This is a genomic window from Polaromonas sp. C04, assembly GCF_002002705.1.
Taxonomy (GTDB): Bacteria; Pseudomonadota; Gammaproteobacteria; order Burkholderiales; family Burkholderiaceae_C; genus Rhodoferax_A.
In genome coordinates, this window is the sequence record NZ_MUNS01000041.1 from 49,418 (window position 1) to 74,482 (window position 25,065).

Sequence of the window (25,065 nt, forward strand, 5' to 3'; positions counted from 1 at the left end):
AGCAGGCCCGCAAGGCTGGCGCCAACGCCGCAGCCACCGACGAAGGCAGCTGAATCGCCGCACGTGGCAAGCCGCTATGGGCTACGCCCTTCGCTTATTGCCACGTGCACCCATCACCAAGTTCGGGAGGTTAAAGACCAGGGAGAGACTTACACTTATCCACAGCCGGGCATCAAAAAACCGGTTTCCACCCCTGGCTCACGATTCAATCGGCACGGTGGCTCAGATTTACTTCGGCGCGGACAGTCTTGCTTGATGTTGCGGGTATTCGCACAGGCTCACGGTTATAATGAAACACGATGCGGCTGTAGCTCAGTGGATAGAGTATCGGCCTCCGAAGCCGAGGGCCGTGGGTTCAATTCCCGCCAGCCGCACCAGTGGTTTTTTTGGTCCAAATATTGGTCCAAAAAACTGGGTTCTGGATTCCGAAGCTTGCCGACGGTTTCCGAACATTTCTCATGTGCAACAATGAGTTAGGTCCAGTTCAGAGTGGTGGGTGCCAGTAGAGACTTGGCCTCCGAAGCCAAGGGTCGTGGGTTCGATCCCCGCCAGCCGCACCAGAGCGCAATGGACCTCAGTATTCATGCGGGGTTCCCGCCAATAGGGCCTCTCGATGGGTTCAGCGCCGCTGCCCGGCAGCACGCGGCCAATGCCGCGCCGGACGTGGGAGCCGATGGTGATCGGGGCGGCATTCCAGCGCTTGGCCGTGTCGACCACTGCCTCGCCCAGGCGCTCGCGTTGCCGACCGGGGAGGTGATTTCGGGTTTGAGACGTCGACCTAGTACAGTGCCTTATGGACATACGCCACACTTTCCGCCGCGACGATCTGGTTCGTATTGCCACTGAAGCCATGAAAGCGCGCGGGCTCGAGCCCGAGTTTCCGGAGCGTGCGTGGCAGCAACTGACGGCGATCGATGGGCCAGGCCGCGAAACCGATCCGCACATCCGCGACCTCACGGCGCTGCCATGGTGTTCCATTGACAACGACGACTCGCTCGACCTCGACCAACTCACGGCCTGCGAATCGCTGGAGGGCGGCGCCGTGAAGATCTTCGTGGCCGTGGCCGACGTGGATGCACTGGTCAAGAAGGGCTCGGCCATCGACGAGCACGCGCGCATCAACACCACGTCGGTCTACACCTCGGCGCGGGTGTTTCCGATGCTGCCCGAGCGCCTCTCCACCGGCCTGACCTCGCTCAACCCGCATGAAGATCGGCTGGCCGTCGTGACAGAAATGGTGATTGGTGCAGACGCTGCCGTTACCCACTCCACCGTGTATCGGGCGAAGGTGCGCAACCACGCCAAGCTGGCCTACGACGCCGTGAGTGCATGGATTGACGGTGCAGGCGCCTTGCCCGAGGCGGCGCGCGCCGCCCGCGGCATGGATGTGCAGTTGCGCACGCAGGACGCGGTGGCCCAGCGCATGCGCGCGCGGCGGCGCGCCGAAGGCTCGCTCGAATTCGAAACCTTCCAGCCCCGGGCCGTATTCGACGGTGACCGGGTGGTCGATATCCGTCAGCAGGTGCAAAACCGCGCACGCCAGCTCATCGAAGAATTCATGATCGCCACGAATACCTGCACGGCGCATTTTCTGGCGCACCACGGTGGCAGCTCGCTGCGCCGGGTGGTGCGCTCGCCCGAACGCTGGCTGCGCATTGTGGAGGTGGCGGGAAGATACGGCGAAGCCCTGCCCAAAGACCCCGATTCGCGCGCGCTGGAGGCGTTCCTGGCGCGACAGCACCAGGCGGATCCGCTGCGCTTTCCCGATCTGTCGCTGGTCATCATCAAGCTGATGGGCTCGGGCGAGTATGTGGTCGAGCGCCCCGGCGGCGAGCCCATTGGCCACTTTGGGCTGGCGGTGCGCGACTACACGCACTCCACGGCGCCGAACCGCCGCTATCCCGACCTGATCACCATGCGCATGATCAAAGGTGTGCTCTGCGGTGGGCGTTCGCCATATGCCGGCGCCGAGCTCGAAGCCCTGGCGGTGCACTGCACCCGGCAGGAGGACGCGGCAAAAAAGGTGGAGCGCAGCGTGCGCAAGTCCGAGGCGGCGCTGTACCTGCAGGACCATGTGGGCCAGGGCTTTGACGCCATTGTCACGGGCCGCACGCAAAGCGCTACCTGGGTGCGCATCTTCACACCGCCGGCCGAGGGCCTGCTGGTGGCGGGTGAGCCCAATCTGGACGTGGGCCGGAAAATTCGCGTGAAGCTGGTGAGCACTAACGTCGAGCACGGCTTCATCGACTTCGAGCAGGCGCACTGAGCCGGATCCGAGGTGGATGGCGTTCCAGTGACAGCGCTCGGTATTCGCAGGCTCGTTTGATGGGGTAGTTTGCTATTATAAAAATAGCGTAATGTGCTGATGTGGTATGGGCTTGGACCCGATTTGCCTTAAAATCAGCACCGGAATGTGCGAATGCGTCAGCACATGCTGCGTCTCGCCACCCAGCAGCAGGCGCTTGATGCCGGGCCGCCCGTGCGAGGCCATCACGATTACGTCGCACTTGTACGTCACTGCCTTGACCTTGACGTTCCGGGCCAGTTCGATGGCGCTGGAGGGTATCGTGAACATTGGCTTTTGTCTTGATTCAGGTCAAGCCCCTCGCGTGCAATGCCTTGTAGGCTTGTCAACATGCAGTCTGTCAGCCTTTCAATCCCGGGCTCAACCGGGGTTTCGCACGAGTCTTTGCGCCTGCTCGACGACCCGCAGGAATGGTCCTCATTCAGCCGGCTGGCCGGCCCCGGCGCCGCCTCCTGGGAGTCCAGCGTCATCATCGAAGGGATGCACTGCGCGGCCTGTGCCCTGACGCTGGAGCGTGCGCTGCTGGCGGTACCGGGTGTCGCCAGCGCGCAGGTCAGCGCGGCCAGTCACCGGGCCCGGGTGGTCTGGTCCGCCGAGCGGGTGCAGCCGTCGGGCTGGATGCAGGCCATCAAAAAGGCCGGTTACCAGGTGCTGCCCGCCAATGACGCGTTTGCCAGCGAGCGGCGCCAGCGCGAGAGTCGCCAGGCGCTGTGGCGCTGGCTGGTGGCGGGTCTGTGCATGATGCAGGTCATGATGTACGCCCTGCCGGCATACGTGGCCCGCCCGGGCGACATGACGGTGGACGCCGCCGGGCTGCTGCGCTGGGCTTCATGGGTGCTGACGCTGCCCGTGATGCTGTTTTCATGCGGTCCGTTTTTCGCCAGTGCGCTGCGCGACGTGCTGCATCGCCGCATCAGCATGGACTTGCCGGTGGCGCTCGGCATCGCGGTGACGTTTGCCGTCAGCAGCATGGGCACGTTCGATGCCGCGGGCATTTTCGGTCGCGAGGTCTACTTCGATTCGCTCACGATGTTCGTGTTTTTCCTGCTGACCGGGCGCTGGCTCGAACTTCGCCTGCGCGATCGCACTGCCGGCGCGCTGGAGGCCTTGATGAATCGGCTGCCGGACAGCGTGCAGCGCCGATGCCCGGATGGCCGCTTTGAACGTGTCGCCGTTCGCCGCTTGACCGCCGGTGATGTCGTGCTTGTCTTGCCGGGCGAGTCCTTTCCTGCCGATGGCGTGCTGACGCAGGGCCAAACCCACGCTGATGAAGCCCTGCTGACCGGCGAGTCGCGGCCTGTGCCCCGCTGCGCGGGCGAGCGGGTGATGGCGGGCAGCCACAACCTGTCGGCGGCCGTGCAGATGCGGGTCGAGCATACCGGCGAGGGCACCCGTTTCGCCCAGATCGTGGCACTGATGCAGAGCGCATCGCTCGACAAGCCCGCGCTGGCGCGGCTGGCCGATCGCATTGCCAGGCCATTCCTGGTCGTCGTGCTGCTGGCGGCTGCGGGCGCCTGCGCATTCTGGTGGCAGCGCGATCCGGGCCACGCACTGATGGTGGCTGTGGCGGTGCTGATCGTGACCTGCCCCTGCGCCCTGTCGCTGGCCACGCCGGCCGCCATGCTGGCGGCGGCCGGTGCACTGGCGCGCCGCGGTGTTCTGGTGCGCCGCCTGCAGGCCCTGGAGGCCCTCGCCGGCATCGATACCGTCGTGTTCGACAAGACCGGCACGCTCACCAGCGACGCCATGGTGCTGTGCGCCACTCGCACCCGTGACGGCGTCAGCGAAGCACAGGCGCTTGCCATGGCGGGCGCGCTCGCGCAGCATTCGCTGCACCCGGTATCGCGCGCGCTGGTAGCGGCCGGGCTGGCCCATGCGCAGATCGGCGCATGGGTCGCCGACTCGGTCGACGAAGTCGCGGGGCAGGGGCTGTCAGGACCGGTGCGCCGGGCTGCTGGCGCTGCTGCGGCATGGCTGCGCCTGGGCTCGGCATCGTTTTGCGGCGTGCAGGTGCCCGCGGTGCAGGCGTTGCACGCCTGTCTGAGCGATGGGCAAGGCTGGCTCGCCACGTTCGAGCTGACCGAGGCAGTGCGCCCCGATGCCCAGGCGATGCTGCACGCGCTGCGGGCCGACGGGATCGAGGTCTGCCTGCTCTCGGGCGATACGCCCCTGGCCGTGGCCCGCCTTGCGGCGCGGGTCGGCATCGAACAGGCCAGGGGCGGTTGTTCTCCTTCGGACAAGCTGGCGTTTTTGCGCGAAGCCCAACGGCGGGGCCGCAAGGTGGCCATGGTGGGTGATGGCCTCAACGATGGTCCCGTGCTGGCCGGCGCACATGCGTCATTTGCGTTTGGCCAGGCGGTTCCGCTGGCGCAGGCGCAGGCCGACTTCGTGGTCATGGGCGACCGGCTGGAGCCTGTGGCGCAGACCTTGCGGCTGGCGCGCCGCACGATGCGCGTCGTGCGTCAAAACCTGGCTTGGGCCGCGATCTACAACGCCGTCGGCATCCCTCTGGCCGTGCTGGGCTGGCTGCCGGCCTGGCTTGCCGGGCTCGGTATGGCACTGAGCTCCCTGATCGTGGTGCTCAATGCCTTGCGCCTGTCGAGCGACCCCAAACCGCTGAAGGCAAGTTGATGGACATCCTGTTTTTGCTGATTCCGTTGTCCGTCGTCCTGGTGTTCGTCATTCTGGGCGCGCTCTGGTGGGCCGTGCATCGTGGGCAATTTGACGACGTCGAGGCGGAAGGCGAGCGAATTCTCCACGATTCTTGAATGCCCTTGATATGCATCAAATTCGAGGCGGCATCGCTCTCTGAAACTCGAAACGAAGCCATTAATTTGAGGGGAATCTGATGAATTTGCCAAACAGGCAGGCAACTGAGTACAACGATACGGTGGTGCGGCAATTCGCCATCATGACGGTGATCTGGGGTGTCGTCGGCATGTTGGTTGGCGTGTTCATCGCGTCCGAACTGATCTGGCCCGACATCAACATGGGCATTCCCTGGCTCAGCTACGGCCGGCTGCGTCCGCTGCACACCAATGCGGTGATCTTTGCGTTTGGGGGGTCTGGCCTGTTTGCCGCCTCCTACTACGTGGTGCAGCGCACCAGCCAGGTTCGGCTGTTCGGCGACAAGCTTGCCGCATTCACTTTTTGGGGCTGGCAGGCCGTCATCGTGGCGGCGGCCATTTCGCTGCCTCTGGGCTATACGCAGGGCAAGGAGTATGCCGAGCTGGAATGGCCCATCGATATCCTGATTACCCTGGTCTGGCTGGCGTACGCCGTTGTGTTCTTTGGTACGGTCGGTACCCGCAAGGTCCGCCATATCTATGTGGCCAACTGGTTTTTCGGCGCCTACATCATCGCCATTGCGCTCTTGCATGTGGTCAACAGCGCGGCCATTCCGGCCGGGTTCATGAAATCCTACTCGGCCTATTCCGGCGTCCAGGACGCCATGGTCCAGTGGTGGTACGGCCACAACGCGGTGGGATTTTTGCTCACGGCGGGTTTTCTGGGCATGATGTACTACTTCATTCCGAAGCAGGCGGAGCGGCCGATTTACTCGTACCGGCTGTCCATCGTGCACTTCTGGGCGCTGATCTTCACTTACATGTGGGCGGGCCCGCACCACCTTCACTACACCGCGCTGCCGGACTGGGCGCAATCGGTGGGCATGGTGTTTTCGCTGATTCTGCTGGCGCCCAGCTGGGGCGGCATGATCAACGGCATCATGACGCTGTCGGGCGCCTGGCACAAGCTGCGTGACGACCCGATCCTGCGCTTCCTGATTGTCTCGCTCTCGTTCTACGGCATGAGCACGTTCGAGGGGCCGATGATGTCGATCAAGACCGTCAATGCGCTGTCGCACTACACCGACTGGGGCATTGGCCACGTGCACTCGGGGGCGATGGGCTGGGTCGGTCTGGTCACCATGGGCAGCATGTACTACCTGATTCCGCGCGTGTTCGGGCGCAGGCAGATGTACAGCGTGAAGGCCATCGAGCTGCATTTCTGGATCGCGACCATCGGCATCGTGGCCTACATCTCCGCCATGTGGATTGCCGGCGTGATGCAGGGCCTGATGTGGCGCGCCGTGAATCCCGACGGCACGCTGACCTATACCTTTGTCGAAGGCGTGAAGGCAACGTATCCGTTCTACGTGCTGCGTATGCTGGGCGGCCTGCTGTACCTCAGCGGCATGCTGGTCATGCTCTGGAACACGTTCAAGACGGTGGCCGCGGGTCGTTCGGTCAATGTCACCATTCCCGCCGCCGCGGCGCACGCCTGAGGAAACGCATCATGTCGAACAACAATAGTGCCGGTGGTTTCTCCCATGAGAGGATCGAGACCAGCAATTTCCTGATGATCGTGATGATCCTGCTGGTCCTGGCCGTTGGCGGGCTGGTGGAGATCGTCCCCTTGTTTTTCCAGAGATCCACCACCGAGCCGATCGAGGGGGTGCATCCGCGCACGCCGCTGCAGCAGGCGGGATTTGACATCTACCTGCGCGAGGGCTGCTATGGCTGCCACTCGCAAATGATTCGTCCGTTCCGCTCTGAAACCCTGCGCTATGGCCACTACTCGGTGGCCGGTGAATCGGTCTATGACCACCCGTTTCAATGGGGCAGCAAGCGCACCGGACCGGACCTGGCTCGTGTCGGCGGCAAGTACAGCGACGAGTGGCAACGCATCCATCTGAACAATCCGCGCGATGTGGTGCCCGAGTCCAACATGCCGGCGTATTCCTGGCTGGCCACCAGCAAGGTGGATGCCGATGCGCTGCCCCGGCACCTGAGGGCGCTGCGCAGTGTGGGCGTGCCCTATACCGATGCGCAGATTGCCAGTGCCGCGGACGAGGTCAGGGGCAAGACCGAAATGGAAGCGTTGATTGCCTATCTGCAAGGCTTGGGCCTTGCCCTCAAATAACCGTCAGGGAGATCACCTCATGAGTGTCAACACCGTGCATGCCATCGCCTACCTCATCAGCTTTGCCACCTTCATCGGCATCATGGTCTGGGCCTGTTTGGGGCGCAATGCGAAGGCATTCGAGGAAGCGGCCAATTTGCCGTTCGAGCAGGATTGAGTAACCGCGAAAGGGCAATCAGCAAATGAGTGACTTCACAAGCAACTTCTGGTCGGTCTATGTCGCGGCCATCACCCTCATCGGGATCGTGGCGTGCTTGCTGCTGCTGTGGTTCAGCGGCAAGGCCAAGGCGAACACGGCCGGTGACAACACGACGGGCCATGTGTGGGACGGCGACCTGCGTGAAATGAACAACCCCTTGCCGCGCTGGTGGGTCGGGTTGTTCATCATCACCGTTTTGTTTGCGCTGGTGTATCTGGCCCTGTACCCGGGACTCGGAACGTATCCGGGCCTGCTGGGCTGGACCTCGCGCGGCCAGTATCAAACCGAGGTGAGCAAGGGCAACGCAGAAGTGGCGCCCTTGTATGCCAGGTATTCCAGCATGAAGCCTGAAGATGTTGCGGCCGACGCGCAGGCCATGGCGATTGGCGAGCGCCTGTTCATGAACAACTGTGCCCAATGTCATGGATCGGATGCGCGCGGCGGCAATGGCTTTCCCAATTTGACGGACAGCGACTGGCTGTATGGCGGCACGCCCGACAAGATCATCGAAACGATCACTCATGGCCGGATCGGCAACATGCCGCCCATGGCCGCCGCCGTGGGCTCGGCGGACGATGTGAAGAACGTGGCGCAGTACGTCCTGAGCCTGTCGGGGAGCCCCCACGACTCGCTTCGGGCCGCGCTTGGCAAGCCAAAATTCGCGGTCTGCGCCGCCTGTCACGGCGTTGATGGCAAGGGCAATCAGGCCATCGGCGCGCCGAACCTGACCGATGACATCTGGCTCCACGGGTATGGCGAAAAGGCGATCGTGGCGATGATCAACAACGGCATGACGAACCAGATGCCGGCGCAGGAAAACAGGCTGACCGAGCCCCAAATTCATGTGCTTGCGTCATATGTCTGGGGGTTGTCCAACAAGCCGTCCCCTGTCTCCCGGTAGGCTATCTGGTGATCGCCAGGCACGCCTTTTGACCATGTCCGACCCGAGCGCGAGAAAGATCATCCCGATCACGGTGCAGTCCGCGCCGAAAGGCGGCCCCGCTGAACCCGGTCCGGCCATGCACTCGTTGTACGAGGCCCAGAAGAAGATTTACCCGCGCAGCGTCGCCGGCTTGTTCACCCGCTGGCGCTGGGTCATGGTGGCTTTGACCCAGTTGGTGTACTACGGCCTGCCGTGGCTGAATTGGGGGCAGCGCCAGGCCGTTTTGTTCGACCTGGGGACACGCCGGTTTTACATTTTCGGGCTGGTGCTGTATCCGCAGGACTTTATCTACCTGACGGGCCTGCTTGTGATCTCGGCGCTGTCATTGTTCCTCTTTACAGCGGTTGCCGGGCGGTTATGGTGCGGCTATACCTGCCCGCAAACGATTTACACCGAAATATTCTTGTGGATCGAGCACAAGCTCGAGGGCGATCGCATGGCGCGCATGCGGCTGGATGCGGCGCCTCTGTCGGCCAACAAGCTGCTGCGCAAAGGCAGCAAGCATTTCGTGTGGATCGTCCTGTCGTTGTGGACGGGCTTCACCTTTGTCGGCTACTTCTCGCCGATCAGGGCGCTTGGGACTGAATTTCTGCATGCCCAGGTGACGTCCTGGGAAGTGTTCTGGACGTTCTTTTATGGGTTTGCAACTTATGGCGCGGCTGGATTCATGCGCGAGCAGGTCTGCAAATACATGTGCCCCTACGCCCGCTTTCAGAGCGCGATGTTCGACCGGGACACGTTGATCGTGACCTATGACACCGCACGCGGAGAGCCACGGGGCCGGCGCGCACGCAGTGCCGACCCGGCGACGCTCGATCTGGGCGCCTGCATCGACTGCACGCTGTGTGTGCAAGTGTGTCCCACCGGCATCGACATCCGCGAAGGGCTTCAATACGAATGCATCGGTTGCGGAGCCTGCGTCGACGTGTGCGACACAGTGATGGACAAGATGGGCTACGCGCGCGGGCTGATCAAATATTCGACCGAAAATGCCGTCGAGCAGCGTTGGTCGCGCTCGCAGATATGGCGCCGGGTACTGCGTCCACGGGTCCTGGTATACAGCGCCATCCTGGCCGCCATCTCCCTGGCCGTGGTGTTCAACCTGGCGATGCGCACCCCGTTCCGGGTGGATGTGGTGCGGGATCGGGGCACGCTGGCGCGCGTCGTGAACGGCGGCCTGGTGGAAAATGTGTACCAGCTCCAGATCATGAATGCCACCGAGTCGGCCCAGCACTACCGCATCACGGCCACCGGCTTGCCGGGATTGAGCGTGGTGACCGACAACACCGTGATGGTCGATGCAACGAAGTCGCGCTGGGTGGCGCTGCGCCTGCAGCTCCCCCCGGATGCAGCCCCGGCGGGATCCCACCCGATCCGGCTCGCCATCGAGGCGCTGGATTCACCGGGGCGGCTGGTCGAAAAATCTGTGTTTCTGGTCCCCCGGTAAGGAGTAAATATGAAAGACGATCGTGCGCGGCGACCCTGGTGGAAATTCGGCCTTCTCTGGATGGTGATTGCGGGCCCTGCCTTGATGGTCATGATCAGTTTCACATTGGCCTACCTTGCCGTTACCTTCCCGGACCCCGTGGAAGACAGTTACTACCACCAGGGGGCCGGGACCCACCGCGGCGCGGCCACGCTCGGGGCTGTACCCAAGGCGCCCGTGGCGACCCAACCCTGAGGTGCGGCGGTGCACCAGCAACGGGAGAAGAGCATGTGGACGCGAAGGTTGATGTGGATCGTATGGCCGGCATTTCTGGTGGCCGGCGCGTTGGAGATGCTGGTGTTTGCCGTGGTGGATCCGCAAGATCTGCGCTGGTTTGGGCAGCCGGTCGCGATGTCCAGTCTGGGCGTTTACACCCTCGCGTTCTTCGCCTTCTGGGTCATTACCATGGTGTCGAGCGCGCTGACCGCGCTGCTGGCGATGTCAGCGGCCGAGGTCAATCACTGAACCCCGGCCGGTGCCGGCGCACCGGTTTAGTGGCAGGCCACGGGATGGGCCATGTGTTGCAAGGCGGGCGTATTCAGAATGCGGATATGGCGCTGCCTGACCTCGACAATGCCGTCTTCCGCAAATTTCGAGAATGTGCGGCTGACCGTTTCCAGCTTGAGGCCGAGGTAGCTGCCTATTTCTTCGCGCGTCATGCGCAGCACCAGCTCGGATGGCGAGAAGCCGCGTGCATGCAGGCGCTGCGCCAGATTCAGTAAAAATGCCGCCAGGCGCTCTTCGGCCCGCATGCTGCCCAGCAGCAGCATGACCCCGTGCTCGCGCACGATCTCGCGGCTCATGATCTTGTGGACATGGCGCTGCAGGGCATTGACTTCGCGCGACAGCTCCTCGATCCGCTCGAATGGCATGACGCAGACTTCGGCGTCCTCCAGTGCGACGGCATTGCAGGTGTGATGATCGTTGACGATGCCGTCCAGCCCCACGACTTCTCCGGCCATCTGGAAGCCCGTGACCTGATCGCGCCCGTCCTCGGCCGCCACACAGGTTTTGAAGAAACCCGTGCGAATGGCATAGAGCGCGTTGAACTTCTCACCATTGTGGAACAACGTGGCCCCGCGCTTGACCTTGCGCCTCGTGGTCACCAGCTCGTCGATACGGCGCAATTCTTCGGCATTCAGATCCAAAGGCATGCACAACTCCCGCAAGTTGCAATTGGAGCAGGCGACCTTGATGGTTTGCGGCTTCATGTTGAGCGGTACGACGCCAGCTTTGAAAACTGCGACGGGTTCCTTCGTTGGATCGGCAATGGGAATAAACATGCTGTCCTCCTGATGTGGCTCAATTGTTGATGAGCAAGTATCGCTCCAGGTTGACTTATGTCAATCGACTTTTGGGCAATCGACGGCACAGTGGGAACATGCAAGAACAGGATGCCGTTGATGAATGTTGTTTCGCCCGAGTTGCTTGCCCAGTTTGACGTACCGGGGCCGCGCTACACCTCATACCCGACAGCAGATCGCTTTGTCGAGGCGTTCACTGTAGATGACTATGAACTGGCACTCAAACAGCGCCGCAACGGGGGCGCCGCGATGGCGTTGCCGTTGTCAATTTACGTGCATATCCCGTTTTGCGAGTCGCTGTGTTACTACTGTGCCTGCAACAAAATTATTACAAAACACCATGAGCGATCAGCGCCCTATCTGCGTTACCTGAGTCGTGAAATCGATCTTCATACGGCGCAGTTGGGCAAGGGCCAGGTCGTCAGCCAATTGCATCTGGGCGGTGGCAGCCCGACCTTTCTCAATGACGCCGAGCTGCGCGAGTTGATGACCATGTTGCGGCGCAGTTTTTCGCTCGCTCCGGGGGGTGAGTATTCCATCGAAATCGATCCGCGAACGGTGAATGCTTCGCGTCTGGCGACATTGGCGGAACTCGGCTTCAACCGCCTGAGCTTCGGCGTTCAGGACTTCGATCCGGCGGTCCAGAAGGCCGTGCACCGTGTGCAGCCCGCCGAACAGGTGTTTGCGCTGGTGGATGCCGCCCGGCAGCAGGGATTTGAGTCGGTCAATGTGGACCTGATTTACGGTTTGCCGCAGCAAACGCCCGAGTCGTTCGACCGCACACTGACCCAGGTGGTGGCGCTGCGGCCGGATCGCATCGCGCTGTATGCCTATGCCCACCTGCCGGAGCGCTTCAAGCCGCAGCGTCGCATTGTCACGGAGGATTTGCCTGCGGGGGCCGCCAAGGTGGAGATGCTGTCTCGCTCAATTTCGGCCTTTCTGGATGCAGGTTATGTTTATGTAGGCATGGATCATTTTGCGCTGCCGAACGACGCCCTGGCGGTGGCCAAGCGCCAGGGGCGGCTGCACCGCAACTTCCAGGGCTACAGCACGCAGCCCGACTGCGACCTGATTGCGCTGGGCGTGTCTGCGATTGGCCGCATCGGGGCCACCTACAGCCAGAACGCCAAGACCCTGAACGAGTATTACGACCATCTGGACCAGGGGCGTTTGCCTATCGTACGGGGCTTGGCGCTGAACCGCGACGATCTGGTGCGCCGCGCGGTCATCATGGCGCTGATGTGCCAGGGGGAGCTGCAGTTTGAGCCGATCGAGCTGGCGTTTTTGCTGGATTTCCGGCGCTACTTTGCCGCCGAGCTCGGAGCCTTGCGGGCGCTGGAGGAGCAGGGTTTGGTGGAGTTCGGCGACGCAGGTCTCCAGGTCACCGCCCGTGGCTGGTTTTTTGTGCGGGCCGTGGCCATGGTCTTTGACCGCCATTTGCAGGCGGACCGCAACCGTGCGCGGTACTCCAGAATCATCTGAAACGCGTCCATGCAAACCTCGCTTGCCGTGACCGCATTGCTGATGGGCCTGGTGGGCGGGCCGCACTGCCTTGCCATGTGCGGTGCCGCCTGCGCGGGCCTTGGACAGGCGGCCGGTGCGCGCCCATCCCTCGCCATGGGAACATTCCAGCTGGGGCGGCTGTTGGGCTACTCTGCGCTGGGTGCGGTTGCAGCCGCTTCGCTGCAGGGGGTTGGCTGGCTGAGTACCCAATCGGCCGCCCTGCGACCGGTCTGGACGCTCTTTCATGTGGCGGCCGTCGTGATGGGACTGGCCTTGCTGTGGCGGGCCCGCCAGCCGGTCTGGCTGGAGGCGCCTGCCCGCAAGGTCTGGAGCAAGGTCAGGGCAGTCAACGCAGCGTGGGGGCACGGCGGCCCCTTGGTGATCGGCGCACTATGGACGTTCCTGCCGTGCGGTCTGCTTTATTCGGCGTTGCTGGTGGCCGCATTGACCAGCCGCCCGCTGGAAGGCGCGGCGGTCATGGCGCTTTTTGCGCTTGGCAGCAGCGTCTCACTGATGGCTGGCCCCTGGCTGCTGCTGCACCTGCGTGGCGATGGCTCGGGCCGCTGGGGCATCCGTGTGGCGGGCATGGCACTGGCGGCCACCTCGGGCTGGGCATTGTGGATGGGCTTTGCGCATAATACGGCGCCATGGTGTCTCACCTCCTGAGGGCCTCGCCCAGCTTGAGCGCCAGGTCATTTGGGCGGTCGACGTCTCCGGAGAACAGGGGAGACATTTTTGTGGCGTTCGCCGAACCTCAATTCAGTGGAGAGAACCGATGATGATTTCGAGCTTTGAAGACTTGTTGCTGGCGACCCGACAGCAGGTCGAGCCGCAGCGCTTGCTGTTTGTATTCTCGGGTGCGGATCTACCGGATGACGCCACCCCGGAACAACGCTCCCGTTTTCAGTCAGGAATGGGGGGCGCGTTGACGCCGCTCATGTGTGTGGACAAGGCGCCGGAAGAGCTGGGCGCGTTTTCCGCACTGGTCGAAGAGTCGCGCGAGTTCGGGCATGAATGGGCCATTGTGTTTGTCGCTGCATTGGCGGGGCGCGGTGGCGTGGCGCCGACCAGCGAGGATGCGCAGGCGCCATTGCAGCGCATGGTGGAATCCATCAAGGCCGGCTTGCTGGACTCCTTGATCCCGTTCGACCGCCAGGGACAGCCCGTGATACTGAGCTGACACGGGTAGCCGCCGCAAAGGCCGCCGGCCCGACGTGCTGGGGTTACTGCACCAATGGCGTGTCGGCTGCGTCGAGGTCGATGCCTTCAAGACGCGCCGCACCGGCCAGCAGGCGCAGGTACTGACGCAGTGCGGTGACATACGCCTGTTGTCGCAGCGACATCGTCACCGCGCCGCGTACCGACTCAAACGGCTGCGCGGTGCCGGGCTCGCGTTCCAGCACCTCCACCACGTGCAGTCCGAAGCGGCTGTGCACCAGGCGTGGCAACACCCCCACTTCGATGTGGCCAAACAATTCACGGGCGAATTCGGGCGCGCAGTCGCTGGCACTCAGCCAGCCCAGGTCGCCACCCTCGGCGCCGCTGGGACAGTTGGACAGCTCGCGGGCTGTGCCCGCAAAGTGATCCATATCGCCGTTGTGGCAGCGTACGTCGAGCAGCGCGGTTTCCGCGCGTTTGCGCAGCGCCACGACGTCAACGCCCGGCGTCACCGCAAACAGGATGTGCCGCACGCGCACTTTCTCGCCCGTGCGGTAGGTGCCCTGATGCGCGGCGTGATGGCGCCGACAGGCCTCCTCCGACGGTTCAGGCACCTTCAATTGCTGCTCGATCAAGCTGTCAATGGCCTGCGCCGCCAGTTCGCTGATAACGCCGTCAAAGGATGGCGCATCGTCATCGGCGAGGAGTCCGGCGACTTGTGCGGCCTGGCGCAACAGTTCGGTGCAACCGCGCTGGCGCAGTTCGTCGGGCGTGACCACTTCGTCGGGGCGGTTCAGGGCCACGCCGTTGACGTAGGCTACGGCAATGTCGGAGACGGGAGGTGTCAGGGTGTCGGTCGGCATAGTGGCTCCTGGTTACACGCCGGCGCCGGGCTGGCGTGGCAGGTTCTGGCCCTTGGGGACGTTCAGCCTGCGGCTGCGCACCACCTGATAGGGACGGACGAGATAAGTGATCGATGCAAATCCGCTCCATACATGCACCAGCCGGGTGAACGGAAAGATCAGGAAGATGGTCATGCCCAGGAACATGTGGAGCTTGAACACCCAACTCGCACCGGCAAGAAGTTCAACGGCGCCGGGACGGAAGGTCACGATGCGCTGCGCCCACTCGGCCAGAAGCAACATCATGCTGCCGTCCAGATGTTGGGCCGAGAGGGGAATCGTGGCCAAACCGAGCGCGAGCTGGAGCCAGAGCAAAACGACGATCGTGATATCGCTGGTTTTCGAAGTGGCCCGGATGCGCGGGTCGGCCAGGCGGCGATGCAACAGGATCGTCAGGCCAATGAAGCCGAGCACCCCGGCGATGCCGCCGCTCACCATGGCCGTCAATTGCTTGGCGCCGGCGCCGATGAAGTGCTCGTACACGACGTGGGGGGTCAGCATGCCAAAGAAGTGGCCGAAGAACAGGAACAGCACACCGATGTGGAAAAGATTGCTGCCCCAGCGCAGTTGCCCGGTGCGCAGAAGCTGCGACGAGTCGCTTTTCCACGTGTACTGGTCACGGTCAAAACGCAGCAGACTGCCAAGCAGAAAGACGGTCAGGCAGATGTACGGGTAGTAGCCAAACAGGAAGGTGTCGAGGGCGTTCATACGGAGGCTCCTTGCCCGGAAGTGGTCTTGGGCCTGGAGCGGCCGGGCTCCGCTCTGACAATGTGAATGGGCTGCGGTTGGCCGGGTTTGGCCTGTCCCTGCGATGAGCAGCCATCGAACGCCAGGGGCTCGACCCAGCTGGCATCCAGCGCCTCCTCTGGCGCCTGCTTGACCGGCTGGGCCTTTTCACCCGCCAGCTCCAGCAAGGCGCCGAGGATGCTGGCATAAGCGCTCTGGCGTTGCTGAAGAGCGCCAAACAAGATGTTGAAAATATGCGCCATCTCGGCCAGAAAGGCCCGGGCTTCCTTTGGTGGCTGGGTCGAGACAAACTCCAGCACTGCGGGCAGATAGTCGGGCAGTTCGTCGGGCGCCAGGTACAGCCCGGCCTTTTCATAGGTCTGCGCCAGATCGATCATGGCAGGACCGCGATCCCGCGAGTCCCCGTGGACGTGCTCGAAAAGATGAAGCGAGGTGGAGTGCCCCCGATCGAACAATTCCACATAGGCGGCTTCCGAGTCCATGGCGTCTGCCTGAATCAGCGAGTCGATCAGGGCGTCGAGCTCGACAAGCCGGTCAGCGCCGACGGCGCGCTCGTTGTGCAACACGTCGCGCATGGCGCCCAGGTGTGCGTGTAGTTCCGCGCCGGGGTAGGACAACAGCCTGGCGAGGACGCGCAGGGTCAGACTTGCATTTTGGATCGTCATGGTTTAGACCTCCGCCTTGATTGGGATCGTGCGCTTCTTGGTGCCGCCAAACAGGCTCGTTTCGCTGGCGCCGTCCGAGCACCCGTTGCCAAACGAGAAGCCACAGCCCCCCCGCATGTCGAACGTGTTCTCCGCGTATTCACGGTGTGAGCTCGGGATGACGAAGCGGTCCTCGTAGTTGGCAATCGCCATGGTCTGGTACATGTCTTCCACCACGGCCTGGCTCATCTGGACCTGATTCAGCGCCGTGAGGTTGATGCGGCCGTCCACATGCTTTTCACGCTGGTAGGCCCGCATGGCCAGCATGCGCTCGAGGGCGCGCACCACGGGCATGGTGTCGCCGGCCGTCAGCAGGTTGGCCAGGTACTTGACCGGAATTCGCAATTGGCTGACGTCGGGAATCTCGCCGTTGATACCCACTTGCCCCGCGTTGGCGGCGGCCGTGATCGGCGACAGCGGCGGCACGTACCAGACCATGGGCAGCGTGCGGTATTCGGGGTGCAGAGGTAGCGCCACTTTCCACTGCACCGCCATTTTGTAGACGGGGCTCTTGCGCGCCGCCTCCATCCATGCGTCGGGAATCCCGTCAGTGCGCGCCTGCTCGATCACCTTGGGGTCGAACGGGTCGAGGAAGATATCGAGTTGCGCCTGGTAGAGGTCGCGGTCGTGTTCCACGCTGGCCGCTTGCTGGATGCGGTCCGCGTCATACAGCAGCACGCCCAGGTACCGGATGCGACCCACGCAGGTCTCGCTGCACACGGTGGGCTGGCCCACCTCGATGCGCGGATAGCAGAAGGTGCACTTCTCGGCCTTGCCGGATTTCCAGTTGTAGTAGATCTTCTTGTAAGGGCAGCCACTCACGCACATGCGCCAGCCGCGGCACTTGTCCTGGTCGATCAGGACGATGCCGTCTTCCTCGCGCTTGTAGATCGAACCCGATGGGCAGCTGGCGACGCACGCCGGATTCAGGCAGTGCTCGCACAGCCGGGGCAGATACATCATGAAGGTGTTTTCGAACTGGCCGTAGATGTCCTTCTGGATGTCATCAAAATTCCTGTCCTTTGAGCGCTTGCTGAATTCCCCGCCCAGTATTTCTTCCCAGTTCGGGCCCCACTCGATTTTTTCCATGCGCTGACCGGTGATGAGACTGCGGGGCCGCGCGGTGGGCGTCGCCGTCATTTCCGGTGCCGATTGCAGATGGGCGTAATCGAAGGTGAAGGGTTCGTAGTAGTCGTCGATCTCCGGCAGATTGGGGTTGGCAAAGATGCGCATCAGCAATTTCCACTTGGCCCCCTGGCGCGGCTCGATCTTGCCGTTGGTCTTTCGAATCCAGCCGCCATTCCACTTGTCCTGGTTTTCCCATTCCTTGGGGTAGCCAATGCCGGGCTTGGTCTCGACGTTGTTGAACCAGGCGTATTCCATGCCGGGGCGGCTGGTCCATACGTTTTTACAGGTGACGGAGCAGGTATGGCAGCCGATGCACTTGTCCAGATTGAGGACCATGCCGATTTGGGCGCGTATTTTCATGCGGATTCTCCTTGTGCGGGTCAGGCGGTCGCGGGGGCCACGGGGGCGGGTGTGTCCAGCCAGTCGACCTTGGCCATTTTGCGAACCAGCACGAATTCGTCGCGATTGGTGCCGATCGTGCCGTAGTAGTTGAAGCCGTAGCTGAACTGCGCGTAGCCGCCGATCATGTGCGTCGGCTTGAGCACGATCCGCGTCACCGAATTGTGAATACCGCCGCGCGCGCCGGTGATCTCCGAGCCCGGTGTGTTGATGATTTTCTCCTGGGCGTGGTACATCATGACCATGCCGGGCAGCACCCGCTGGCTCACGACGGCCCGCGCCGTGAGCGCGCCGTTGACGTTGAACAATTCGATCCAGTCGTTGTCCACGATCCCGATGCGCTTCGCGTCGTCTTCGCTGATCCACACACAGGGCCCGCCGCGGCTGAGCGTGAGCATCAGCAGGTTGTCGGTGTAGGTGGAGTGAATCCCCCACTTCTGGTGCGGCGTGATGAAGCTCAGCGCAATCTCGGGATTGCCGTTGGGCTTGATGCCCTGCATACCGGCGGTCGTCTTCAAGTCCACCGGCGGGCGGTAGCTCGCCAGGCCTTCGCCGAACGCAATCATCCAGGGGTGGTCGAGATAGAACTGCTGGCGCCCGGTCAAGGTGCGCCAGGGAATCAGCTCGTGCACATTGGTGTAGCCGGCGTTGTACGAAACGGTCTCGGATTCGATGCCGCTCCAGGTGGGCGAGCTGATGATCTTGCGGGGTTGCGCCTGGATGTCGCGGTAGCGGATTTTCTCATCCTCGCGGTGCAGCGCCAGGTGGGTATGGTCAATACCGGTCTGCTTGCTCAGCGCAGCCCAGGCCTTGACGGCCACATGGCCATTGGTTTCCGGCGCCAGCATCAACACGGTCTCGCAAGCGTCGATGTCGGTATCGATCTTCGGCATGCCGCAGGTGGCACCTTCCGCCGTGACCAGGCCGCTGAGTTCGCCGAGTTGCCTGACCTCCGTCTGGGTGTTCCAGCCGATGCCCTTGCCGCCGTTGCCAACCTTGCCCATCAGGGGGCCCAACGCCGTGAAGCGCTTGTAGACATTGGGGTAGTCGCGCTCGACCACCTGAAGGTTCGGGGCCGTCTTGCCCGGAATCAAATCGCATTCGCCGCGCTTCCAGTCCTTCACCTCGAAGGGTTGGGCCAGCTCGGACGGGCTGTCGTGCATCAAGGGTGTGAGTACCAGTTCGCGTTCCATCCCCAGGTGTCCCACACAGATCTCGCTGAACTTCCTGGCGAAGCCCTTGTAGATTTCCCAGTCGCTCCTCGACTGCCAGGCCGGATCCACGGCGGTGGACAGCGGATGGATGAAGGGGTGCATGTCGCTGGTGTTGAGATCGTTTTTCTCGTACCAGGTGGCGGTGGGTAACACAATGTCGCTGTACAGGCAAGTGGTGCTCATGCGAAAGTCCAGCGTGACGAGCAGGTCGAGTTTGCCTTCCGGGGCCTTGTCGTGCCACACCACTTCGGTGGGCTTGGCCTGGTCCGCACCCAAATCTTTTCCCTGCACGCCATGGGTCGTGCCGAGCAGATGCTTGAGGAAGTACTCGTGTCCCTTGCCGGACGAACCCAGGATGTTGGAGCGCCACACGAACATGTTGCGCGGCCAGTTGTCGGGGTGATCGGGGTCGGTGCAACTCATCTTCAGGGAGCCGTCTTTCAGACCATTGACCGCGTAGTCCCTGGGATCGACTCCTGCGGCCTGTGCATCGCGCACGACCTGCAGCGGGTTGGTTTGCAGCTGCGGTGCCGATGGCAGCCACCCCATGCGCTCGGCGCGCACGTTGTAGTCGATCATGCTGCCGCCATATGTTTTCTTGTCGGCCAGTGGGGACAGTACTTCTTCCAGGCCGACTCTTTCGTAGCGCCACTGGTCAGTATGCGCGTAGAAAAAACTGGTGGAATTCATCTGGCGCGGCGGGCGGATCCAGTCGAGCGCAAAGGCGAGGGCGGTCCAGCCGGTCTGTGGCCGCAGCTTCTCCTGGCCCACATAGTGGGCCCAGCCACCACCGCTTTTGCCGATGCAGCCGCACATCATCAGCATATTGATGATGCCGCGGTAGTTCATGTCGCAGTTGTACCAGTGGTTCATGCCCGCGCCGATGATGATCATCGACTTGCCCTGGGTTTTTTCCGCGTTGTCGGCAAACTGCCGTGCCACCGTGATGACCTGCTCGCGCGGCACTCCCGTGATTTGCTCCTGCCAGGCCGGTGTGTACGGCGCGTTATCGTCATAGCTTTGCGCGGCGTGCTCGCCAGGCAGTCCCCGCGCGATCCCATAATTGGCTGCCAGCAGGTCGAACACGGTGGTCACGAGGACCTCGCGCTTGTCGCCCTCTTTGCCGAGCGAAATCAGGTGGGCCGGGACGGTGCGCACGGTGATGTCATCGCCGGGGTTGTTGGTGTAGTGCGGGTTTTCGACGTTGCCGAAATACGGAAAACCGACCTGGGCCGTGGTGGTGCCCAGTTTGTCGCCCTCCAGCAGTGACAGTTTGAGTTTCACCTCGTTGCCGTGACGCGCTTCCTTGGCTTCGAGATTCCACTGGCCCTCATCGGCGCGGCCTTCGGGACCCCAGCGAAAGCCTATCGCGCCATTCGGCAGCACGACCTTGCCCACCTCATCGAAGGCAACGGTCTTCCATTCAGGGTTGTTGGCCTGGCCCAGCTTGCCGTTGAAGTCCGAGGCGCGCACATAGCGATCCGGCACCATGATCTTGTCGCCGGCGGCAGTCGTGTGCTCCTTGAGCATCACCAGCATCGGCAGATCGGTATAGCGCCGTGCGTAATTGTCGAAGTACGCACTGCGCTTGTCGAAGTAGAACTCCTTCAGGATCACGTGGCCCATGGCCATGGCGACGGCTGCGTCGGTGCCCTGCTTGGGATGAAGCCACAGGTCCGCCAGCTTCGCGACCTCAGAGTAGTCGGGCGTGATCGAAATAATCTTGGCGCCCTTGTAACGCACCTCGGTGAAGAAGTGCGCGTCGGGCGTGCGCGTCTGCGGCACATTCGAGCCCCAGGCCATGATGAAGGTGGAGTTGTACCAGTCGGCCGATTCGGGCACGTCGGTCTGCTCCCCCCACACCTGCGGGCTGCTGGGCGGCAAATCGCAGTACCAGTCGTAAAAACTCAGGTTCACGCCGCCGATCAGCGACAGATAGCGGCTGCCCGAGGCGTAGCTGATCATCGACATCGCGGGAATCGGCGAGAACCCGACAATGCGGTCCGGCCCATGCTTCTTGATGGTGTAGACGTTGGCGGCCGCGACGATCTCGTTGACCTCGTCCCATGTGGAGCGCACAAAGCCGCCGAGCCCGCGCACGCTCTGGTAGTCGCGCCGTTTGGCGTCGGACTGGACAATGCTGGCCCACGCATCAACCGGGTCATGTGCGATACGTGCTTCGCGCCAGGACTTGAGCAGCCGGCCGCGCACCATGGGGTACTTGACGCGGTTCGCGCTGTACAGATACCAGCTGTAGCTGGCGCCGCGCGAGCAGCCGCGCGGCTCGTGATTCGGCATGTCCCAGCGCGTGCGCGGATAGTCGGTTTGCTGCGTTTCCCAGGTAACGATGCCGCCCTTGACGTAAATCTTCCAGGAGCACGAACCTGTGCAATTGACGCCGTGCGTGGAACGCACGATCTTGTCGTGCGCCCAGCGGTTGCGGTACGCATCTTCCCAGGTCCGGTCTTCTCCGGTGGTCACCCCATGATCCCCGGAAAACGTTTCTTTGGGGTTGGAGAAATAGTTCAGTCGATCGAGAAAGTGGCTCATCTTGTTTCCTCAAAGTAAGGGGTTGCGAGTGCGGTTCAGCACGGCCGTTCTGCGCCGCGGCGGGCGTAGAACCACCAGGTGATCGCGATGCAGGTGATATAGAAAACGATGAACCACCACAGCGCTGCATGAGGGCTGCCTGTCATGGCGATGGAGGTTCCATAGCTTTTGGGGATAAAGAAGCCGCCATAAGCGCCCATGGCAGCGGTAAATCCGAGGACGGCTGCGCCCTGCTTGGTGCCTTCCTTGGCCGCTTGAGCCTGCGCCTCGGGGCCTTGGCCGCGCACGGCGTCCAGGCATTCATCCATGAAAATCACCGGGATCATGCGAAACGTGGAACCGTTGCCGACGCCCGAGGCGAGGAACAGCGCCATGAAGCACAGGAAAAATCCGGTCAGATTCCCGCCGGCGCCGCCGTGCGGCAAATACTGCATCACGCCATAGACGCCCGCGGCCATCGCGACGAAGGTCCACAGACTCACGCGGGCGCCCCCCATCTTGTCGGCCAGCCAGCCGCCCACAGGCCGGATCAAGGCGCCTAGAAATGGCCCCATCCAGGCGAATTCCAGCGGATTTACGCCGGGGAACTGGCTCTTGATCAGTAGCGGGAACCCGGCTGAAAAGCCAATGAAGGAGCCGAAGGTTCCCAGGTACAGCCAGCACATCACCCAGTTGTGCTTGCGCTTGAAAATCACGGCCTGCTCGGAGAAAGAGGCCTTCGCGTCGGCGATGTCGTTCATCATCAGATAGGCCAGCAGCGACGTGATCAAGATTGGAATGACCCAGACGAAGGCTGCGTTTTGCAGCCAGATCTGCTTCATGACGCCGCCGGGCATCTGCACGGTTCGGGCGTCGCCGCCGAACCAGCCAAAAATCCCGACGGAAATCACCAGCGGCACCATGAACTGGACGGCGGAAACCCCCAGGTTGCCCAGTCCGGCGTTGAGGCCGAGGGCCGAGCCCTTGCGCTCCTTGGGAAAGAAGAAACTGATGTTGGACATGCTGGAGCTGAAGTTGCCGCCACCGAAGCCGCACAAGGCGGCCAGAGTGAGCATGACCCAGTACGGCGTTTGCAGGTCTTGCACGGCAAACCCGATGCCGATGGCAGGAATCAGGAGCGACAGTGTGGAGAGCACGGTCCAGCGCCGCCCGCCGACGATGGGCACCATGAACGAATAAAAGATGCGCAGCGTGGCGCCTGCCAGCGAGGGCAGGGCGGCCAGCCAGAACAGCTCGTCCGTGCTGTATTTGAAACCGACGGCGGGCAACTGCACGACCACGGCGCTCCACACCATCCAGACGGCGAAGGCGAGGAACAGGGCGGGAATGGAAATCCACAGATTGCGGTTCGCGATGGCGTTGCCTTCTTCTGCCCAGAAGGCCTTGTCCTCCGGAGTCCACAGGGTCAGCAGCTTGCCGGTACCGGTGGTTCCTGATGCCGATGTTGTCATGGTGAATTCCGTTTCTTGGTGGAAATGTTTGCCTTCAGCCTTGCAGGCCAAGGTCTTTGGCCTGATCGCCGACCACGGCGGCGCGCCTGACCTCGGTGAAATACATCCAGATGAGCGAGACCCAGACCACGCCGTACAGCAGCATGAAGGCGCTCGAACGGATGCCCGTCAGGTCCATCAGAACGCCGAACAGGATCGGCAGCACAAAACCGCCGAGCCCGCCAGCCAGGCCGACCACGCCCGAGATGACACCGATGTTGGCGGGGTAGTCGTCCGCGATGTACTTGAACACGGAAGCCTTGCCGAACGCCCAGGCAATGCCGAGCACAAACATGAGTGCGGTGAAGGCCCAGACATTCAGGCCGACATGGAATGTTTTCTCGCCGTTCGCGGTCAGAATGGTGAAGCTGGTTTGCGGGTAGCTCAGCAGAAACAGGCAGATCCAGCTGACCCACAGGACCCACCAGGTCACCGAATGGGCGCCGTACTTGTCCGACAGCCAGCCGCCGGCCGCACGCAGCACGCCGCCGGGCAGCGAGAAACAGGCGGCGAGCAATGCAGCGGCGCGAATGTCGAAACCATATTCACCCACGTAGTACTGCACCATCCACAGGCTCATGGCGACATAGCCGCCGAACACGATGGAATAGAACTGGCAGAGTTTCCAGACCTTGGGATCCTTCAGGGCGGCGAGCTGCTCGCGCCAGGTAATTTTCGAGTCGACCCGATGGGCCGGATCCTGGTAGCTGAAAAACCAGAACAGCAATGCGGCTGCGAGCATCACGACCGCATACACCTGGGGCACGACGGCCCAGCCAAAGGCCACCACCAGCGCCGGCGCCACGAACTTGTTGACGGCGGCGCCGGAGTTGCCGGCACCGTACACACCCATGGCAAAGCCCTGGCGGTTTTTGGGAAACCAGCGTGCGACGTAGGGCGTGCCGACCGAAAACGAGCCGCCGGCCAGACCGACGAAAAGACCCAGCGCGAGGTAGTGCCAGTACAGCGTGGCGTGGGAAATCAGGTAGATGGGCACGACGCACAGCAGCATCAGCGCAAACATCACGATGCGCCCGCCGAACTTGTCGGTCCACATGCCAAGCGGCACGCGCACCAGGGACCCGGTCAGCACGGGCATCGCGGCCAGCAGGCCGAACTCCGTGGCATTCAGGTGGAGTGCTTTTTTGATCGGGATGCCGATCACGCCAAACATCATCCACACCATGAAGCACACGGTGAAAGCCAGTGTGCTGACGATCAGCACCGACAGCGCCTGACTTTTCCTGCTCATGATCCAAACGCTTGTTTTCGCATGAGCTGACTCTAGGAGTCATTCGCCGGCTTCAACATCCTCCTGTGGAGCCACATGGGCACTTCAAAAGGATGAGAAGTGAGGCGACGACATGGTTCCAAAGAACCACCCCGCGGGCAATAAGCCCCTTACTTGCGCTGGATCAAGTCAGGCCGCCTTCGGTTGCGATAACCGCGGCGTGCACGCGTGAGCTCACATTGAGTTTGCGCAGCACCTGCTGCACATGGTTCTTGACGGTTGTTTCCGCAATCCCGAGGTTGCGGCCAATTTCCTTGTTGCTCGCGCCGTGTGCAATGCCGCGCAGGATCTCGAGCTCACGCGGCGACAGCGCATCAAACGGCGTTGCCGCCGCTGCCTCCTGCGCGGGCGTGTCATGCCCGGGCGCGCTGGCGGCGTCACGGTAGGCCGCGACAAGCTTGCCGGTCATCTCGTCGGCCACGATGCTCTCTCCGCGCATCGCGCGCTCGATGGCAGCCGCCAGGTGGTCGCCTTCGATGGTTTTGAGCAGGTAGCCACAGGCCCCACCGCGCAGGGCGGCCGCCAGATCGCGCTCGTCCTCGCTCACCGTGAGCATCAAGATGCGTGCTTGCGGTGCCGCCTCGCGCAGGGCCGGCAGGGCGTCCACGCCGTTCACGCCAGGCAGGTGGTTGTCCAGCAAGATCACGTCGGGCTGGAGTTCCTGGGCGCGCCGCTGGGCCTGGCCCGCGTCGGCGGCGTCGCCGATCACCTCGAATTGGGGCTCGCGCGAGAGCAGCGCGGTCAATCCCCGGCGGAACAGGGAATGGTCGTCCACGACAAGAATGCGGATCGGGGCAGAAGGGCTTGACAACATCGGGT

General features: G+C 62.6%; 22 protein-coding genes, 1 tRNA gene and 1 pseudogene. 14 read left to right on the forward strand and 10 right to left on the reverse strand.

Features of this window, described 5'->3' with window-relative positions; genetic code table 11:
* The first annotated feature begins 301 nt into the window (after positions 1–301).
* Together B0E49_RS16665 and B0E49_RS16670 are read left to right on the forward strand one after the other, a co-directional pair.
* Positions 302–377, forward strand: a tRNA-Arg gene (locus B0E49_RS16665).
* Between the two features lie 416 nt (positions 378–793).
* Entirely contained in the window at positions 794–2,266 is a 1,473-nt protein-coding gene (locus tag B0E49_RS16670; RefSeq protein ID WP_077563477.1) for an RNB domain-containing ribonuclease, read from the forward strand.
* A gap of 75 nt (positions 2,267–2,341) precedes the next feature.
* Here the strand turns inward: B0E49_RS16670 and B0E49_RS16675 are convergent.
* Positions 2,342–2,515, reverse strand: a pseudogene (locus tag B0E49_RS16675) (universal stress protein); the annotation flags it as partial.
* 120 nt (positions 2,516–2,635) lie between these two features.
* Between B0E49_RS16675 and B0E49_RS16680 the strand changes: the two are divergent.
* The 9 genes from B0E49_RS16680 to B0E49_RS16720 all read left to right on the forward strand — a co-directional run bounded on the left by B0E49_RS16680 (position 2,636) and on the right by B0E49_RS16720 (position 10,321).
* Positions 2,636–4,936, forward strand: coding sequence for a heavy metal translocating P-type ATPase (locus tag B0E49_RS16680; protein ID WP_077563479.1), 2,301 nt, complete (start codon positions 2,636–2,638; stop codon positions 4,934–4,936).
* Complete coding sequence (gene ccoS / locus B0E49_RS16685; RefSeq protein ID WP_077563480.1) at positions 4,936–5,073, forward strand: cbb3-type cytochrome oxidase assembly protein CcoS; 138 nt, start codon at positions 4,936–4,938, stop codon at positions 5,071–5,073. Before B0E49_RS16680 ends, ccoS begins: the two co-directional genes overlap by 1 nt.
* Positions 5,074–5,153: 80 nt before the next feature.
* Entirely contained in the window at positions 5,154–6,590 is a 1,437-nt protein-coding gene (gene ccoN / locus B0E49_RS16690) for a cytochrome-c oxidase, cbb3-type subunit I (RefSeq protein ID WP_077563482.1), read from the forward strand.
* An 11-nt stretch (positions 6,591–6,601) separates the two neighbouring features.
* Positions 6,602–7,228, forward strand: a complete 627-nt coding sequence (ccoO, locus tag B0E49_RS16695; RefSeq protein WP_077563484.1) for a cytochrome-c oxidase, cbb3-type subunit II — start codon at positions 6,602–6,604, stop codon at positions 7,226–7,228.
* 19 nt (positions 7,229–7,247) lie between these two features.
* On the forward strand, positions 7,248–7,385 hold the full coding sequence (locus tag B0E49_RS16700; protein WP_077563486.1) for a cbb3-type cytochrome oxidase subunit 3: 138 nt from the start codon (positions 7,248–7,250) through the stop codon (positions 7,383–7,385).
* A gap of 25 nt (positions 7,386–7,410) precedes the next feature.
* On the forward strand, positions 7,411–8,328 hold the full coding sequence (ccoP, locus tag B0E49_RS16705; RefSeq protein ID WP_077563488.1) for a cytochrome-c oxidase, cbb3-type subunit III: 918 nt from the start codon (positions 7,411–7,413) through the stop codon (positions 8,326–8,328).
* Positions 8,329–8,362: 34 nt separating this feature from the next.
* A complete protein-coding gene (ccoG, locus tag B0E49_RS16710; RefSeq protein WP_077564160.1) occupies positions 8,363–9,817 on the forward strand; it encodes a cytochrome c oxidase accessory protein CcoG in 1,455 nt (484 codons plus the stop codon).
* A 9-nt stretch (positions 9,818–9,826) separates the two neighbouring features.
* Positions 9,827–10,051 (forward strand): FixH family protein, encoded by a 225-nt coding sequence (locus tag B0E49_RS16715; protein ID WP_077563489.1) that lies wholly within the window; start codon positions 9,827–9,829, stop codon positions 10,049–10,051.
* 33 nt (positions 10,052–10,084) lie between these two features.
* On the forward strand, positions 10,085–10,321 hold the full coding sequence (locus B0E49_RS16720) for a hypothetical protein (RefSeq protein ID WP_077563491.1): 237 nt from the start codon (positions 10,085–10,087) through the stop codon (positions 10,319–10,321).
* Positions 10,322–10,347: 26 nt separating this feature from the next.
* Here B0E49_RS16720 and fnr read toward each other — a convergent pair whose 3' ends face one another.
* The gene (gene fnr / locus B0E49_RS16725; RefSeq protein ID WP_077564162.1) at positions 10,348–11,067 is read right to left on the reverse strand and encodes a fumarate/nitrate reduction transcriptional regulator Fnr; all 720 of its coding nucleotides are present in this window, start codon (positions 11,065–11,067) and stop codon (positions 10,348–10,350) included.
* 192 nt (positions 11,068–11,259) lie between these two features.
* Here fnr and hemN point away from each other — a divergent pair, with 192 nt between their 5' ends.
* The 3 genes from hemN to B0E49_RS16740 all read left to right on the forward strand — a co-directional run bounded on the left by hemN (position 11,260) and on the right by B0E49_RS16740 (position 13,843).
* Positions 11,260–12,642 carry an oxygen-independent coproporphyrinogen III oxidase gene (gene hemN / locus B0E49_RS16730; RefSeq protein ID WP_077564164.1) on the forward strand — a complete coding sequence of 461 codons (1,383 nt, stop codon included), beginning with the start codon at positions 11,260–11,262 and terminating at the stop codon, positions 12,640–12,642.
* A gap of 9 nt (positions 12,643–12,651) precedes the next feature.
* The gene (locus B0E49_RS16735; protein WP_077563492.1) at positions 12,652–13,329 is read left to right on the forward strand and encodes a sulfite exporter TauE/SafE family protein; all 678 of its coding nucleotides are present in this window, start codon (positions 12,652–12,654) and stop codon (positions 13,327–13,329) included.
* Positions 13,330–13,438: 109 nt separating this feature from the next.
* On the forward strand, positions 13,439–13,843 hold the full coding sequence (locus tag B0E49_RS16740) for a ribonucleotide reductase subunit alpha (protein ID WP_077563493.1): 405 nt from the start codon (positions 13,439–13,441) through the stop codon (positions 13,841–13,843).
* A gap of 43 nt (positions 13,844–13,886) precedes the next feature.
* Here B0E49_RS16740 and B0E49_RS16745 read toward each other — a convergent pair whose 3' ends face one another.
* The 8 genes from B0E49_RS16745 to B0E49_RS16780 all read right to left on the reverse strand — a co-directional run bounded on the left by B0E49_RS16745 (position 13,887) and on the right by B0E49_RS16780 (position 25,060).
* Entirely contained in the window at positions 13,887–14,684 is a 798-nt protein-coding gene (locus tag B0E49_RS16745; RefSeq protein ID WP_077563495.1) for a peptidylprolyl isomerase, read from the reverse strand.
* Between the two features lie 12 nt (positions 14,685–14,696).
* On the reverse strand, positions 14,697–15,431 hold the full coding sequence (narI, locus tag B0E49_RS16750; protein WP_077563497.1) for a respiratory nitrate reductase subunit gamma: 735 nt from the start codon (positions 15,429–15,431) through the stop codon (positions 14,697–14,699).
* Complete coding sequence (narJ, locus tag B0E49_RS16755; protein WP_077563498.1) at positions 15,428–16,135, reverse strand: nitrate reductase molybdenum cofactor assembly chaperone; 708 nt, start codon at positions 16,133–16,135, stop codon at positions 15,428–15,430. The genes narI and narJ overlap by 4 nt, the downstream gene beginning before the upstream one ends.
* 3 nt (positions 16,136–16,138) lie before the next feature.
* Positions 16,139–17,662, reverse strand: a complete 1,524-nt coding sequence (gene narH, locus B0E49_RS16760; protein ID WP_077563500.1) for a nitrate reductase subunit beta — start codon at positions 17,660–17,662, stop codon at positions 16,139–16,141.
* A 20-nt stretch (positions 17,663–17,682) separates the two neighbouring features.
* Positions 17,683–21,465: a nitrate reductase subunit alpha gene (locus B0E49_RS16765; RefSeq protein WP_077563502.1), complete on the reverse strand. Its 3,783-nt coding sequence runs from the start codon at positions 21,463–21,465 to the stop codon at positions 17,683–17,685.
* Between the two features lie 35 nt (positions 21,466–21,500).
* Entirely contained in the window at positions 21,501–22,916 is a 1,416-nt protein-coding gene (locus B0E49_RS16770) for a NarK family nitrate/nitrite MFS transporter (protein WP_077564166.1), read from the reverse strand.
* A gap of 34 nt (positions 22,917–22,950) precedes the next feature.
* Positions 22,951–24,207 (reverse strand): MFS transporter, encoded by a 1,257-nt coding sequence (locus B0E49_RS16775; protein WP_077563504.1) that lies wholly within the window; start codon positions 24,205–24,207, stop codon positions 22,951–22,953.
* A 163-nt stretch (positions 24,208–24,370) separates the two neighbouring features.
* Positions 24,371–25,060: a response regulator gene (locus B0E49_RS16780; protein ID WP_077563505.1), complete on the reverse strand. Its 690-nt coding sequence runs from the start codon at positions 25,058–25,060 to the stop codon at positions 24,371–24,373.
* Between the last annotated feature and the right edge of the window lie 5 nt (positions 25,061–25,065).